Annotated in this window: 8 protein-coding genes; 4 read left to right on the top strand and 4 right to left on the bottom strand. The window is 49.6% G+C overall.

Features of this window, described 5'->3' with window-relative positions; all coding sequences use genetic code 11:
* Positions 1-415: 415 nt before the first annotated feature.
* The 4 genes from JMI88_RS20580 to ftsH all read left to right on the top strand — a co-directional run bounded on the left by JMI88_RS20580 (position 416) and on the right by ftsH (position 9,789).
* Positions 416-2,197 (top strand): serine/threonine protein kinase, encoded by a 1,782-nt coding sequence (locus JMI88_RS20580; protein WP_201363855.1) that lies wholly within the window; start codon positions 416-418, stop codon positions 2,195-2,197.
* Between the two features lie 300 nt (positions 2,198-2,497).
* Positions 2,498-4,768, top strand: coding sequence for a Tex family protein (locus JMI88_RS20575; RefSeq protein WP_373323920.1), 2,271 nt, complete (start codon positions 2,498-2,500; stop codon positions 4,766-4,768).
* Between the two features lie 32 nt (positions 4,769-4,800).
* The gene (locus JMI88_RS41145; RefSeq protein WP_201363853.1) at positions 4,801-6,636 is read left to right on the top strand and encodes a S9 family peptidase; all 1,836 of its coding nucleotides are present in this window, start codon (positions 4,801-4,803) and stop codon (positions 6,634-6,636) included.
* A gap of 864 nt (positions 6,637-7,500) precedes the next feature.
* Complete coding sequence (gene ftsH / locus JMI88_RS20565; RefSeq protein ID WP_201363852.1) at positions 7,501-9,789, top strand: ATP-dependent zinc metalloprotease FtsH; 2,289 nt, start codon at positions 7,501-7,503, stop codon at positions 9,787-9,789.
* A gap of 67 nt (positions 9,790-9,856) precedes the next feature.
* On the opposite strand, the gene JMI88_RS20560 is transcribed toward ftsH, so the two are convergent.
* The 4 genes from JMI88_RS20560 to JMI88_RS20545 form a co-directional block, all read right to left on the bottom strand.
* Positions 9,857-10,633: a nucleotidyltransferase domain-containing protein gene (locus JMI88_RS20560; protein ID WP_201363851.1), complete on the bottom strand. Its 777-nt coding sequence runs from the start codon at positions 10,631-10,633 to the stop codon at positions 9,857-9,859.
* A gap of 943 nt (positions 10,634-11,576) precedes the next feature.
* Positions 11,577-12,383, bottom strand: coding sequence for a PP2C family protein-serine/threonine phosphatase (locus JMI88_RS20555; protein WP_201363850.1), 807 nt, complete (start codon positions 12,381-12,383; stop codon positions 11,577-11,579).
* 438 nt (positions 12,384-12,821) lie between these two features.
* Positions 12,822-13,538: a type 1 glutamine amidotransferase gene (locus JMI88_RS20550; protein ID WP_201363849.1), complete on the bottom strand. Its 717-nt coding sequence runs from the start codon at positions 13,536-13,538 to the stop codon at positions 12,822-12,824.
* A 281-nt stretch (positions 13,539-13,819) separates the two neighbouring features.
* Complete coding sequence (locus JMI88_RS20545; RefSeq protein ID WP_201363848.1) at positions 13,820-16,018, bottom strand: alpha-amylase/4-alpha-glucanotransferase domain-containing protein; 2,199 nt, start codon at positions 16,016-16,018, stop codon at positions 13,820-13,822.
* Positions 16,019-16,178 lie beyond the last annotated feature (160 nt).

Below are 16,178 nucleotides of genomic sequence, written 5' to 3'. Positions count from 1 at the left end.
TGCCACCCACGTTTACTCTGTTTATTACTGTGTCGGCTTCCTGTCTGTTCTCAACAGGTCTGCACACCTGGCTACGTGAAGTGTTTCTACCCTTTTTTTAGTATACCCATGAGAACAGTAATGTGTGTTTGGTTATTCCAGTTGTCGTTCCTGAATCTGCATGGGCGGCTCTATTTTTTCTGCTAAACTCGTCGCGGCTCTGGTTATTCAGGAGAATATCAAGAAAACGGGCAAATTATTCACTGCTAATGTATAGTGTGCTATGATAATGGCTGGGGCTGCCGGCACAAATGCTAAACAGAGAAAATATTTACTGTAACCGCCTGTAGCTTTGTAACGTAAATATGTTGCACATTTCTGATCTGGTTGCAATCCCAGTTTATGTCTTGTGGAAAGTAGAGGTATGTGCTCGGTCATGAGCTTACCAGTCGCATTAACACCAGGAACTCTTATCGGGGGCCACTATATTATTGGCAATCTGATTAATCAAGGTGGCTTCGGTGCGGTCTATAGCGGGGTTGATACGAGCGAAAAGAATCGCCCTTGCGCGATTAAGGAAACTTATGACGTAACGCCCGCCGCTCGTCGCCAGGCTTTGATGGAGGCGAGTGTTCTATTTACTGTGAGGAGTCCCCATCTGCCAGAGGTATATGACGCCCTTGAAGCCAATGGACGTTTTTACTTGATCATGCAGATGATTGAGGGACAGAATTTGCTGCAGGTGTTGCGTTCACGTGTGCCTGGTAGCAGGGTTGGTGAGCAGGTTCCAGGTCAGTTATCAAGCGGCCCATGTAGTGAGCAGGAGGTATTGAGCTGGCTGCTACCGTTGATGGACGCGCTACAAGAGCTACATAGCCGCCGTCCGCCGGTTATGCATCGCGACATCAAGCCTGGCAATATTGTGTTAACGCCCAATAATACTGCTGTCTTGCTCGATTTTGGTTTAACCAAGCTTTATGATCCTCATTCAAGCACCCAGACATTGGGGCGAGCTGTGAGTGAAGGGTTTAGTCCGCTGGAGCAATATATAGGCAAGACATCACCGCAATCAGATATCTACTCGCTGGGAGCAACCATGTATATCCTGTTGACCAATCGCCTCCCTCCTGTTGCCACCAGCCGTAGTATGCGTGATGAGCTGATTGCTCCACGCCTGCTCAATCCAGCGATTTCACCAAAGATGGAGTGGGTCTTGCTGAAGGCGCTATCGCTCCATGCGGATCAGCGTTTTCAGAGTATGGGTGAGCTCGCCCAGATTTTGCGTGAGCCATCATTTGATGCCTATAATGATCAAACTATCTCTGTCCAGATGGGCCCCGCGGGCCCAATTTTAAATTCTCCGCCACCTGTGCAGAGTTATGCGGGCACGCCCTATGAACCAACCGTTGCAGTCAGCTCACCGTCAAATGTGACGCCGCCGGTACCAGTAATCCCGGCCCGGCCAGCGGCGGGTCCTCAAGGCTATAATCAGGGACCATATTCATCCATGCCACCACAGCAATCCTATGGTTATAATGGGAGTGGTGGACAGCAGCAGGTAAGTTATCCAGGTCACTCCCCTTTTCCACAAGGTCAAGGCCAGATGGGAGCCGCGCCGTCTGCACCTGGTTATCCTTATCCAGCGCCGCTGGCTCCTCCTTTGTCCCCGGCGGAGCAGAAGAAGCGTGCTCGTGCCTATGCGACCCAGAATCGGCCATTGCCTACCCCTTCGGGGCAGGGCTGTTTATGGGGATTGATCCAGGGTTGTCTGGCAGCCATTATGGTATTAACGCTGAAGGAACCGGCAGATTTTTACCTGGCCATGGTGCTCGGTTTCCTTTTCTATGTCTTTTCTGGTTTTATGACCACGCGCCGGGGAGGTAGCTCGATTCGCGGAGCCTGGGCTGGCTATTGGACAGGCATCTGGGGCACAGTTGTTTTCTGGGTGGGTATATTGCTGGGTTTGTTGATCAGCGCCACCCAACGCTATCAAACCTTAATTACCTATAACCCTCAGAACGATCCTCACGCTTTGTTTTCACAGGCCTGGAATTTTGTGCAGCCGCACTGGCCAATTGTACCTTCCTTGTTGGCCAAACAAACGCCTTTTGTCAATTTTCTCCTGCTAATGCTCCTCGGACTGATTGTAGCCTGGATTCTCGGCTGGCTAGGTGGTCTATGGGGCAATGCCCATCGGCAAGAATCCCAGCGCATATAAAATATGTTCAGCTGGACTGGATGCTTTGTGCTTCGGAAACTGACTCAACTGAACATATTTAGATCTCCATTGCATAATAAAAGAGAAAATAAGCCTGGACGGTGATCGCATAGTCATAGTGTAGAAACAACCTGTGCGAAATGTTATACTGGATAGACGTTATCCCTATGCCAGGAGGAAACGTTTACTTTTATTTTCACTGAAGGATCCTCTCTATTGTTCAGGGAAGGTAGGCTTAGATAATTGACGACTCAAGAACCACTAAACCATGTAGCAACTACGGCAGAAACGACTGCCGCGTTGTCGGTTGAAGATATTGCCCGCACACTTGGTGCCGAGTTACATCTTAGTTCAGGACAGATAGCTCGCACGATTACCCTTATCGATGAGGGAAATACGACGCCTTTTATCGCACGTTACCGTAAAGAGGTAACAGGTAGCCTGGACGAGGTGCAGATCCAGACGATTGCCGATCGAGCAGCCTCATTGCGGGCGCTATTTGAGCGTAAGCTGGATGTGCATCGTTTGATTGAGGGCCAGGGCAAACTGACCCCTGAACTGGCTGCGATGATTGAAGCGGCGAAGACGTTGCAAGAGGTTGAAGATCTCTATCTTCCGTATCGACCCAAGCGCAAGACGCGTGCCAGTGTGGCGCGCGAAAAAGGTCTTGCTCCGCTGGCCGAAGTTATTTTGCGCCAGCAAGAGATCAAGGGAGATGCGCAGGCGGTACTGGAAGAACATGCATTGCCATTCCTGGACGCCGAGAAAGGGATCGAGACCAGTCTGGAAGCTTATGCAGGAGCCAGCGATATTGTGGCAGAAATGATTGCTGAAGATGCCAATGTTCGTGGCTCTGTGCGTGCCTCTTTCTTTAAGGATTCCGCCGTTGGCGCACGTGTGGCTGATCCTGAGAAGGTAGCAGAGAAAGATCCCAATGGCGTGTATCGGCTGTACTATGAGTTTAATGAGAACGTAACAAAGCTGGTGCCCCACCGTGTACTGGCGCTTAATCGTGGGGAGCGTGAGGATGTGCTGCGCGTAAATATCTCTCTACCATATGAACAGGCGCAGCAGGATATCACGGCCCACTATCCAATCAAAGCCACCTCACCGTTTGCTCCACTATTGACTGAGGCGATGGAAGATGGTTACAAACGCTTGCTTTCTCCCTCAATGGAACGCGAAGTGCGGGTAGAATTGACACGCAAAGCTGAAGAGCATGCCATCAATGTTTTTGCTACAAACCTGCGTAACCTGTTGCTCCAGCCTCCTTTGCGCGGCAAAAAGGTATTGGGCATTGATCCGGGTTACCGTACTGGCTGTAAGCTCACCGTTGTGGATGAAACAGGCAAATATATTACTTCTGACACCATGTATCTGCATCAGGCCGATAAGGCGCGTAAGTTGCTGCAGCAAATGCTGGCCGATTATCGGATTACCGTGATCGCGATTGGCAATGGTACAGCCTCGCGTGAGACCGAGCAACTGGTGGCCGATCTATCGCGGGAACTGGCCGAGCGCGATCATGAAGCGGAAGCGATCGGATATATGATCGTTAATGAGGCGGGCGCTTCGGTCTACTCAGCCTCGGAAGTCGCGCGCGAAGAGTTTCCCACCCTGGATGCTACCCAGCGTGGTACGATCTCAATCGCGCGTCGCCTACAGGATCCTCTGGCCGAACTGGTGAAGATCGATCCTAAGGCCGTGGGCGTTGGCCTCTATCAGCATGATGTGGATCAAAAGGAACTGGCGGCAGCCCTGGAGCGTGTGGTAGCTTCGTGTGTTAACTTTGCCGGTGTAGAAGTGAACTCAGCATCAGCAGCCTTGCTGAAGCACGTGTCTGGCATCAATACACGTGTGGCCAATGCGATCGTCAAGTATCGCGAGGCCAATGGTCCATTTAAGACACGCAAGGATCTGTTAAAAGTAGCGGGTCTGGGACAGGTAACCTTTGTGCAGGCAGCTGGCTTTTTGAAGATCGTCAACGGCAGTGAGCCGTTGGATAATACTTTCATCCATCCTGAGAGCTATGAGGCGGTGCGCGCACTCCTTAAAATGTTGCCCGAAGGCGATAACAAGCACGCCCGGCCAGCGGAACGCATTGCGCAGTTCAGACAATTCATCAAATTACAGCAGAGCCTGGGCCGTTCAAACCGCAACCGGGGCAATGCGCAAGCTGGCGACGAGGCTGCCGCCTGGAGGGACCTGGCGGAGAAGATCGGTGTAGGGTTGCCGACGCTCAACGATATTCTGGAAAACCTGGAGAAGCCAGGCCTGGATCCTCGTGATGAGCTGCCCGCGCCTATTTTGCGTCACGACGTGTTGAAGATGGAAGATTTACAGCCGGGCATGATTTTACAGGGAACTGTGCGCAACGTGGTTGACTTTGGCGCCTTTGTTGATATTGGAGTCAAGCACGATGGACTGGTGCATGTTTCTGAGATGGCTGACCGCTTTGTGCGTGATCCTTTAAGCGTGGTCTCGGTTGGTCAGGTTGTGCAGGTGCGCGTGCTTGAAATCGATATCAAGCGTAGCCGTGTACAATTGAGTATGCGTGGGATTAATGCATAATCAGTAGGAAAAACTAATTGGAGAAATAGGACATGGTAAAAGAGACGTATAGTTTTGAGCGTTACCTCAATGTGCGTGCAGCCTTCGGACCACATTTTTCTCCGGACGGCAAGAAGCTCAGTTTTTTAACCAATATTACCGGGGTCGCCGAAGTCTGGAGCGTCGCGCTAGATTTGCAGGCAGCGACTCCACTCTGGCCAGATCAATTGACTTTTCGCGGCGAGCGCGTGTCAGGTGCGGTCTATGCTCCGCATGCGGATACTTTACTGGTCTCAGGTGATATCGGAGGAAATGAACGGGCGCAACTTTTTCTGCTGGAGGCAGATGGCTCGAGTCTGACCCCGTTGACTTCCAACCTTGATGTGATGCATATCTTTGGTGGCTGGTCCCCGGATGGCCAGCACATCACGTATAGCAGCAATGAGCGCGATGCTCGCTATTTCGATATCTATGAAATGGAGATTGCGACGGGCGAGCGGCGTTTGTTGTTGCAGCATAATGGTACTAACTACGCCCATAGTTATTCTCCCGATGGTTCGCAGATACATTTGACGCGCTGGTTGTCCAACACACGTAGCCAGGTGCTGCTGGTGGATCGTGCAACTGGTGCCGAGCGTGCGCTGACTCCCGAGCCAGATACAGAAGGGCGCGGGACGGTTTATCAAGCTGCGGCATGGTCAGCCGATGGTGAAGGACTCTATCTACTGAGCAATCGAGAGCGCCAGTTTCATTCACTGGCTTACTTAAATTTGTCTACCCTGGAGTTGCGCTACCTGAGTGAAGATCGCTGGGATGTAGAATTGCTGGAAGTGACAAAAGACGGCACCAGACTGGCTATGGCTGTGAATGAGGATGGCTATTCTACGCTGGCGCTTTTCGATGTCTCACAGGGCTGGGAGCAGCGACAAGCGTTGTTGACACCAACGCTGCCTCGCGGCGTCATTTATGATTTAACCTGGTCTGAAGATGGTTCACGGCTGGCCTTAACGTATGCTACTGCCGACGATACAATGGATGTCTGGGTCTGGGATTTAGTGGCTGGAGCGATCGCGCGAGCTACTCAGAGCGCTCGGGGTGGCATTCCCCGCACATCTTTTGTCAATCCTTCCCTGGTACATTATCCTACCTTTGATGGCCGTCAAATACCCGCCTTCCTTTATTTACCAACCGAGCAGCAGCAGAAACTGCCTGTCATCATCAACGTACATGGTGGACCAGAGGGACAGGCACGCCCCATCTTTGATCCAGTGACACAATATTTTGTGTCCCAGGGATATGCCGTGCTGGCCCCGAATGTGCGTGGTAGCACTGGGTATGGTTATGATTATCAGAGCCTGGATGATGTCCGCCTGCGCATGAACTCAGTAGCCGATCTGCAGCATGCGGCCCTCTGGTTGCGTGAGAGTGGCATTGCGGACAGCAAGCGTATTGTGGTGATGGGTGGTAGCTATGGTGGTTTTATGGTTCTGTCAGCGATCACCACCTATCCGGATTTGTGGGCAGCTGCCGTCGATATTGTGGGAATTGCGAACTTTGTCACGTTCCTGGAAAATACTGGTCCCTGGCGTCGCAAGCTACGCGAATCAGAGTATGGCAGCCTTGAGCATGATCGTGAGTTCCTGGAACAGATTTCGCCGATACGTTCTGTCGATAAGATTACCGCCCCACTATTTGTGGTGCACGGTGCCAATGATCCACGTGTTCCGGTCGGAGAGGCTGAGCAAATCGTAGCTGCACTACGCCAGCGCCAGGTTCCGGTGGAATATCTGCGTTTTGAAGACGAAGGTCATGGGCTGATCAAGCGCAGCAATCGCCTGCTTGCCTATCCAGCAATCGCGCGTTTCCTGGAACAGCAACTCCATAAGTAAGAAAAAGGGTTTGGGCGCACGGTGCCGGCCCGCAAGGGAGCGTCAGGAAACCAGTAAATTGATGAAGGAAAACGCCGTGCCCTTGAAATATCTGAATAAGCCACAAATGAGCTAATTTGTCAAGAGACGCCATAGCCACTTATTTTGTTTATAAGTTGAAATGCAAAAAGAGGCAAGACGCCTGTATAGGTGTCTTGCCTCTTTTTGTTTGAAGTGGTACCCATTATGGGTGAAATGTGTATCAAGTAGAGAGAATAGCAACGTAATAGTACTGATAGCGCGTAATAGATTATGCAAAAATTCTACCGAAACGAGCGCGGTTGATTCTATCGATAGCGCTATTCAGCTATCTAACACCATGGACAAGTAATTGACCTGAAGCCCGAGGCTTGTGGCTCTTGTGTGGTGTGTATGTGTATGTTCACAGCACACGAACAGTGCCTGGGCGCAAGTTGTACATGGCGTCATCGCGTCACGTTAAAAGCACTTACTGATGCGTTTTGGAATATCATGAATTCACATGGAATGAGAAGAAAGTACCGTGTATATCACGGTACATGGTGAAACGCGGTAAACTACAGCTAGTTTGACTCCAAGCAGCGTTTGTTTTCCCAACGTAGGTTGATGGTTGTCTATTTCTGACGACGAACGTGGATAGGGTGGTCTGAGAGAAGATAAGACTTTACATGAAAGAAAGCAAGTTTGCAGCCATAGGGTTGTGATGATATAGAGTGCTATTAACCATATAAAAATGCCTGTGTGGCCGCTTTTTCTTTTCTGGTTTATAAGTAGTTCTCTTCTTCATTGGGACTAGCAAAAAAATTCTTAAGTAATAGAACAACCTGTTTTAGGCGAGGTGAAGGTATGGATGATAAAGCTAGTCGCCGCATGAATCTGGGCAATCAGCGGCGTCAAAAGCGACCTATAAGAGATTATGTGCGGAAGATGGGACAATTTTTGCGTAGTCATCGTAATGCTGCTCTCACATGTACACTCATTGTAGTTCTATGCGCGTTATTACTTGCTATCTGTGCGCGGCTACCGGGGCCGGATGCTAGCGATCCGACCGATGGATCGCAAGTTGTTGATTATACAACTCTTATGCATCAACTGCAAAGTGGTAATGTTTCGGCGGTAGCCATTCAAGATGACGATGTTCATGCGTTACTTAAACATCCGCTTCAATCAACTAAAAATATAGCTAAGACTTCGCAAGATGCACCCATTGATTCAGCAGCCTGGTATCGTACGTTAACCAATAATGATACCGTTTTAAGCGCTTCCCAGGATATGACCGCCTTCGAACAGCACACGCTCTATGTGCGCATCCCGGCCAATGGGAAGGATTTATTAATGACTCAGCTGGAGTCTTCTCATGTGGATGTAAATGTCCTTTCTACGCCGCAACCTTCTTTTCTCCTTACAATGCTGACCCGTTTCGCACCTTTGCTGCTGGTGATTGGTCTGCTGCTCGTGTTTTTTATGATGCGTCAGAAGCAAAATCCACTTGGTTCTATGGATGATCGCATCAATCAGATTGGCAAGAACCGGGCCAAACGCTTTGATCGCTTGCCCGAGGGAACATCACCCACGCAGCCTCAGACACGTAGTTTTAAGCCCTTGTCTGGTGTACGTGGTCCCTCCATGGCTGTGAACAAGCCGGTGACAGCCCAGGTTTCCACTATCCCTTCGGTGACTTTTGCTGATGTAGCAGGTATTGATGAGGTTAAATCTGAACTGGTCGAAATGGTACAGTTTCTGCGTGAGCCAGAGAAATTTAGTCGCCTGGGAGCTCATATTCCGCGTGGTGCTTTACTGGTAGGCACTCCTGGTACCGGTAAAACCCTATTGGCCAAAGCGGTCGCGGGCGAAGCTCGTGTGCCTTTTTTTAGTATCAGCGCCTCTGAATTTGTTGAGATGTTTGTGGGTGTGGGGGCCAGCCGCGTACGTGATCTTTTCCAGCAGGCGCGTCGCGTCGCTCCCTGCGTGATCTTTATTGATGAGATTGATGCTGTAGGTCGCAAACGCTCTATGCGTGCCTCGGGCAATGATGAACGCGACCAAACGCTGAACCAGTTGCTGGTTGAGTTGGATGGTTTTGATGCACGGCAGGCTGTGATTGTGATGGCGGCAACGAATCGTGTAGATATGCTGGATAAAGCACTGTTGCGGCCCGGTCGTTTTGATCGGCGCATCACTGTGTCACCACCAGATCGTGTTGGTCGTGAAGCTATCCTGCGTGTGCATACACGCCAGGCACCACTGGCTGAGGATGTCTCGTTAGAGTGCCTGGCCCGGCTGACTACTGGTATGACTGGTGCTGACCTGGCCAATCTGGTGAATGAGGCAGCCCTCTCAGCAGCGCGTAAAGATTTAATGGTCGTCACGCATGAATGTTTTGAAGAGGCACTGGCCCGTATTCAACTGGGTGCCTTACGTCCTCTGGTGATGAGCGAATCTGAACGTCGTATTATTGCCGTCCACGAAGGTGGCCACGCTCTGGTTGCCCATTATTTACCCGAGGCTGATCGTGTAAATCGTGTGACCATTTTGCCACGTGGACAAAGCCTGGGCGTGACGCAGTTCAGTGCTGAAATGGATCGTTATAACTATAGTCGTGAAACATTGATGGCGCGAATTGCGGTTGGCCTGGGAGGCCGGGTGGCGGAAGAGTTGACCTTTGGGATTGAACGAGTGACCACAGGTGCGGAAAACGATTTGCAAGTAGTGACTGACCTGGCCCGTAAAATGGTTACGCGCTGGGGTATGAGTGAGCATATAGGAGTCATGTTCGCAGATTATCGTCCTGAGGAGTCCTATGAGTTGAATCTGCGCACGATAGATCCTGATGCCGTGCCCGCGCAGGCCAGATCATTGGTGGCTGATGCTCAGGGTAATTTGCATCTGCATGGCGCTGCTAATGCTATTCCGAGTCGTTATTATGCGCAAACAATGCCATCCAGGTCCACCAATGGTATGATGATGAACGCTCTGGTTGATGCGGAGGTTCAGTGTATCCTGAATGATGGTCATACCATGGCCCATACGATTCTTACCGAGCATGGTGAGTTGTTGAAAACGCTTGCCGACGCACTGATAGAACATGAACAACTGGATCGCGCTCAGTTTGAAGCTGTCGTCATACAGGCATAGTGAACAGGGACAAGCTCCGACAGTCGTAGCATCGTTGAAGCTTGTCCCTTTTTCTACCTGGTATTGTTTAGGTCTCGGACATCAGGAGATCTTTTTTTCTGCTCGCTGCTTTTTTGGGGTTCAATTCTTTTTTGGGGTTCAATTCTTTTTGACCATGGATAATGTGGTCCAGCCTGCCCCCGACTAACTCCAATGCTTGCTCTACAAAGGCGATTAGATCCGCCTTCTGTCCATATTTGTAATAACTATCCATGGCAGCAAAGCATTGTTGCGCTAGCTTAGGATCACAGTCCTGAAATTCACGCAGCATCCATTTACCTGCACCAAGCCAGTGGCGACGGTAACTGAGAACAATATTGATGGCGTTAAAGATCACTTGAAAAGCCACAATATGGCTCTCGTACGGGTCCTTCGATCCAATAAAATCGTCGAGCTGATCTGTAAGTTCATTGCGATGTAGATCGAGCTCTTCCGGATCCATTGCATGTGGTCCAAATTGTAGCACCTGCCTGGCTTCATCTTGAATCTGTTGTGCCAGCCCATCCAGATCTTTAAGAATAATACCTTGCGCACACATATGCGACACCACCGGGCGACGCCGCTGGATTTCCAGCTTGAAGAGTTTGAGACAGGCATCGTGTGTATAGAACAAAACGTCAATCTCGCGTCCAAAGGCGCTTAATGACTCCTCATAGACCGATGGGGCCTTGTCAACGATGACTAAAATGTCCAGATCCGACGTATCTGTTTCTTCTCCTCGGGAAGCACTTCCGGCAAGGATAGCGGTCTTACAATCTGGAAATGTTTGCTGCACAAAGGCACGTGCGATATCAACAGAGTTCATGAGTCCTCCCTTATGCGCTAGTATATTCAAGCACTATCCTTTATCGGATCATATGGTAGAAATATTGAAACATGGGAATGTAATATTTCTGACCTTTCCTTTCGAGAATGTCATCCTTGCTGTCCCGGTGGTGTCGCCTGATAGAGGCACGATTTGTATAGTGAAAGTGTAGATCGCTGGCGTCCAGCATATAGCTGAGCGCTCCCTGACCCCTTCCTGATCAATGCTTATTCTACGAGATAGAATAGCGAGAATGATATACACTGTCAACTGAAATATACATTAAAAATAGATTAAATACAGGATATTTATAATTGCCTATAGCTATAAGAGTATATCTGAAAGTCAGACGTTGCGCGCCTTCGGCTCCTGACGCTACGCGCTTACAACGCTCAAAAGGTTTTTTATACGTTGGTGCAACAGTCGCGCAAAAGCGCGACTGCTGCACCAACGTATAACAGCGTGTCTGATTCCCACGCCCATCGTGGTCTCTTTGCCTCACACTACGCTCCTGCGGAGCTCAAAAGAGTTTTTATGTTGGTGCAAAACGTGCGCACAGCGCACGTTTTGCACCAACATAAAAAAGAGAATAGGGACGCCTGCGTTTTCCCACTATGCTGGGAAGCAGACACTTTCTAAACGCTCATCTATTTGAATTTCAGGATTGAGTGAAAAATGAGAGAAGAGAAATAGGATAGAATCATAGAAAATGGGGAGTGCCAATAATCTTATGGGGATGTCGTTTAATTGTATAAGTATAGGTGCTTGTGTAGTTGATATGCTTTTCAGTACAATGCTGCTGCCATGGTAGCAGCATGACGGCGTAGCGAGCCACGAGCAAGCTCTGTAAACATTGCCTGTAAGTGCTCGCTATTTCATTTTATAATTTGTACGTATCGCTAGTCCCGGCTCAGCCTCAATGCCGCCTGCTGACAAATGCGTGCTAAAAACGACAAGTCATCACAATAGCACTCATATCGTCGGGCTTAGAACGAATTGTCTGGCTGCGGTCTTCACGTGAACGTTGGAGGGCGCTCTCAACGAGGATGCGGGAAGCGGATGGCCGTGGGCTGGTCCTCAGAATATCTTCGATCTCTTCATCGGTCAGATTATCATGAATGCCATCGGTACATAGGAGAATGCGATCTCCTGGACGTATACTCGCTTTGTTGGTGTGAATGGCAGGTGGTATTGGTCCACCCAGAGCCTGGGTAATACCGCCACGCAATCTAAAGTAGTTATATTCGACTTCGGAAAGCTGATCAGCTCTCATCGCCTGATCGATGCGGAACGCATGGTATTCGTTGACAATCTGGTTTTCGACCAGTTTGGTCAGTAAGCCGTCATCGCTTGTGAGGCGCTTGATACGCTCGTTTCCACGTAATAGATAGACACGGCTATCTCCAACATGCGCATAGACCATCGTATATTCGTGAGAGCCTGGCTGGCGGCAGAAGGTGGCCAGAGCAACAGTGGTCGCAAGATCATCTGTTCCAGCACGTTGGGCGCCGCTGGTGCGTACCTGTTCATCTGATTCCAGGATGAGATCTTCCAGGATTTTGCACAGATCACGCTTATTGCAATCTTCTAGAAATGTATAGATTTTGCGCCGATGGCGGTCACGGGTCATAATGCGTTTCCAGGCCTGGCGTGTAGAATGGGCGGCAGTCTGTGATGCAATTTCAGCTGCTGCGCTGCCTCCTACGCCATCAAAGACCGCAAAGAGGCCTCCGATTTCATCAATTATCATGCTGTCTTCATTACGGGTTGGGTGGCGTTCATTGGCTATGCTGCGACTAGAAGTAGCGAAAGGTGATCGCTTATGAAGATGATGAATAGTAGTACGCTTATAATGTCTGGTTTTGTGTGGCATCTTCGTCGATTGCTGCCTTTCGAATGATTTTACTATAGATGTTGTACTTTTTCTCATCACTTGATAATTCATGCCTATACCATTTACAATAGAACAGACCACGTGGTCCAGGAATACCTTTAAAAAGTTGGTTTTCTACATCTTATACTTGCTCTACTTTGTCACAACCCCTAACGTGCCTGTCGCATATATTGCTGGTTCGCTGGATTGGCATATTGGGCGAACCGTTGTGTAGGTTGCATAAACTTATTGTGTGCAAGTATAGCAGATCGTAGGACGAAAAGAAAAGGGTTTTGCACTCTTAGATATTATTTTTCAATGGATCAGATTACATATTCTTAGAAAATTCTCGAATAGCATTTTTGTATGCTGTTGATAGATGGAAAAATGTATTTCTCGCTTTTGCTCGAGCTCCTGGTATGCTGATATTCCTAGAATGGCAATCATACTCTCTTTCATTGACGGATGATAAAGCCAGGTATTAAGTGTGTCGTGATCAAGTTCTATATGATATTGCAGTCCATAGGCACAACGCCCATAGCGGAAGGCCTGATTTTCCGTATTTGCGCTGGTAGCGAGTAACAGAGCGCCTTCTGGAAGATTGAAGGTATCTTCATGCCAGTGAAAAACCTTCTGATAGCCTGGCAGCCCTCTAAACAAAGGATCTTGTTGTCCCTGTGTTGTAAGTTGAACATCAAAGAAGCCAATCTCGGTTATGATATGTTGGCGTACCTGTCCACCTAATGCATCGGCCAGCATCTGACCTCCCAGGCAGATGCCCAGGTAAGGAATATCCTGAGTCACAATAGTGCGTAGCCAGGCTTTTTCCTGGATCAGGTAAGGGTGCTCCTGTTCTGCATAGACATGTTGTGAGCCACCCAGAGCGATAATTGCAGCATAGGTTGATGGATCAGGGAGAGTAGCTTTCTCAATCTCCGTTACATCGTAGGCAATGCCATGTGCTTCCAAAAGCTCGCCCAGATAACCTTTAGGATTTTCCCACGTATGCTGCAGCACCAGGACCCTCGGCACGGTTTTTTCTCCTTCCTTCCTGTTCCATATACACAATAATCGATAACTATCTCAGCAACATAAATGCAAGATATAGATATGTGTATTTGTTGCCATTTACCTGGCCGTTCTTTACTACTACAGTGAATGGTAAGAAAAAGAGACAAATCTATGACATGTTTTGTGTATAGGAGAAAAAGAATATGCAATCAGACAGATTCTTTCCCCTATATAATCAACGTTACAGATGGGTCTCTTTTTCAACTGTGCTTGTTTGATCCTATGTGCTTAGGAGTTTCTGGCTACTGAGACTGGCGACCCAGCGCGGTAATCTCGACGTTCCAGCTTTCACCACTATCCAGTGTGAGGGGCCAGAGGAACGTGAAGTTGCTACCCTGGTGAGTACGCTCAAAACCTGCTTCTGAACCGGTAACTGTGTCAATGGAGAAGCGCCACAGGGTGGCGGGCTGGCTGAGCACGATGTGCAGGTCTTGCTGTAACCAGTTGTTGCCAATATGCATGGAACTGACGTTAAAGGTCTCGCCGGTGCTATCAAAGCTATGGCTGTCCAGTTGTTGCCCGTCAACGGTGCAGTAGGCCTGTGGATTACCGCCGCCACCAAGCAGGTTTATATTTAATTCTGTAGCAAACGTGCTTTGCAAGCGTGCCTGGCCCTGGTTCGTGATCTGATAGCGGATGACCAGTTTCTCTTCTCCTCGGGGGACAAAGATGGTTTTGTTCAGAGTGACTGGCAATGGGCTCAATGCGCCGGGGCGCTTAATCACACCTTCGCGGTTCAGCACGACGGTGATACCCGTCTCATCCTGGGTAACGTGTGCTTGATAAGGCTCATTGGCAAAGTTGCCCTGTTCTGCGTAGCGCACCTGTGCGTAGCTGGATAGGGGCAGGCCTGCTGATAAGAAATGATCTACCAGGCTGCTACGGCGATAGCGGTCCAGCACCAGGTGCTGATCCAGGTCCGCCTCTTTGGTGCGGATAGTGCTGTGTGGATTGCCCGGATCGCCGCTGGCTGCGATTTGCTGATCGGTGGTAGCATGGCGACGGCGCTCCTGCTCATAGGTGCGTAGCGTCTGGTGATAGCTCTCCTCTTGCCGGGTCATGACACCGAGCATATTATGGGCGCTGCGTCGCAGATCCCATTCAAACAGGCTGCCGCCATGCTGGGGATCCAGATAGAGATTTTGCTGGTCGCTCTCGATGATCAATTGCTGCAACGTGTTACGCTCAAAATCGGTGAATTCATAGTGCTGCCAGGGATCCGCCCCGTGTCTGATGCGATCAGCAGCATTTTCAGCTTTAATCAAATGATGATAGATGGCTGAGCGCACATGAGCCATATAGATGCCCCCAAAGAGACCGTGCCAGTAGGTATCATTGGCCTGGGCTTTTAGCAAGTGGGTCAAACCGACCTCTTCGCTGCCACCCGCTGCATAGACAGCGTCATGTACACGTAACATCTTCTTATGCTGGTTGTTGATTTCTGGATAGCGAACCAGGAAGCTGCGCCAGAATCCGCCGCGCATAAACTGAATAATATCGTTGCGATGCTCGCTTTCCAATTGATGTAAAAGTTGAGAGAACTGATAAGAGCGCTGTGGGGGGAGTGCCCACTCGGTCATTTCGATATAAGATGAGGTTGGAATATACACGCGTCCCAGGGCCGGGTGCTGGGTAGCATATTCTCCTAATGGTGTGGTGTGTAGCCAGTCGCTATTCTCCTCCAGCAAGGTGAAGAACTGATCGACCCAACCAGAGCGTCCATCTGGACCCCAACAATATGGACGCGTCTCGGGCCAACTGCCAAATTTCTCACCGTCGTCACCCATAACCACAATGCGATTGCCAGCAGTGGTCGCCAGTTTTTTCAACGTATCGATAGTCTCATGAGGAGGACGCCAGGGGATGGTATAGCGCAACGACTGGCTGGTAGCATAGACCTTCAAAATGTCTGTCTGATCCTCGGTGGCATAGTAGCCATAGAGATCTTTGTCTTCCAGACCGACATTTTTAAAGTGGATATCGTCCAGAATCGTCCACTGGATGCCAGCCTCAGTTAAATAGCGTGGCAGGCTTGGCTCCCAGACGCGCTCGGCCAACCACATGCCGGTCGGGCGTGTGCCGAAGTTGGCCTCTACACGTTCCGTCAGGCGGCGAATCTGAGTTACCTTGTCGTTATCAGGAATAGATGGCAGGATAGGTTCATAGTAACCGCCGCCGACAATCTCAACCTGTTTGCGCGCTACCAGCCTGGCTACGCGGCGCAAAAATTCTGGATGAGCCTCCTCCAACCAATCCAGGAGCGATCCCGTATAATGGAGAGAGAGGCGTACGCCTGGATGCCGTTCCAGTGCTTCGATCATGGGCAAATAAGATTCCTCAAATACTTGCTGAAATACCCAGGGGAAGTTCCCAACTGGCTGGTGGTTATGTAAAAGCAATCCGATATGGATGCTTTTTTGCTGCTCTGGCGTTGTTGTCATTTTCTCTTTATCCTTTATATTTCGTATGTATGAGAGAGCAATATTATAAATATACACACGGGAAAATCCCGGCACCTCTGGTTGCTGTGCAATTTATGCAATCAGGAGGGAAATACGCATTATGGCATATGCTATATATGCAAGTTGCATTTTCTAGCCC

This window comes from Dictyobacter formicarum (assembly GCF_016587435.1).
The sequence above is the reverse complement of the archived record's forward strand: the minus strand, read 5'-3'. Positions and strand labels throughout refer to the sequence as shown.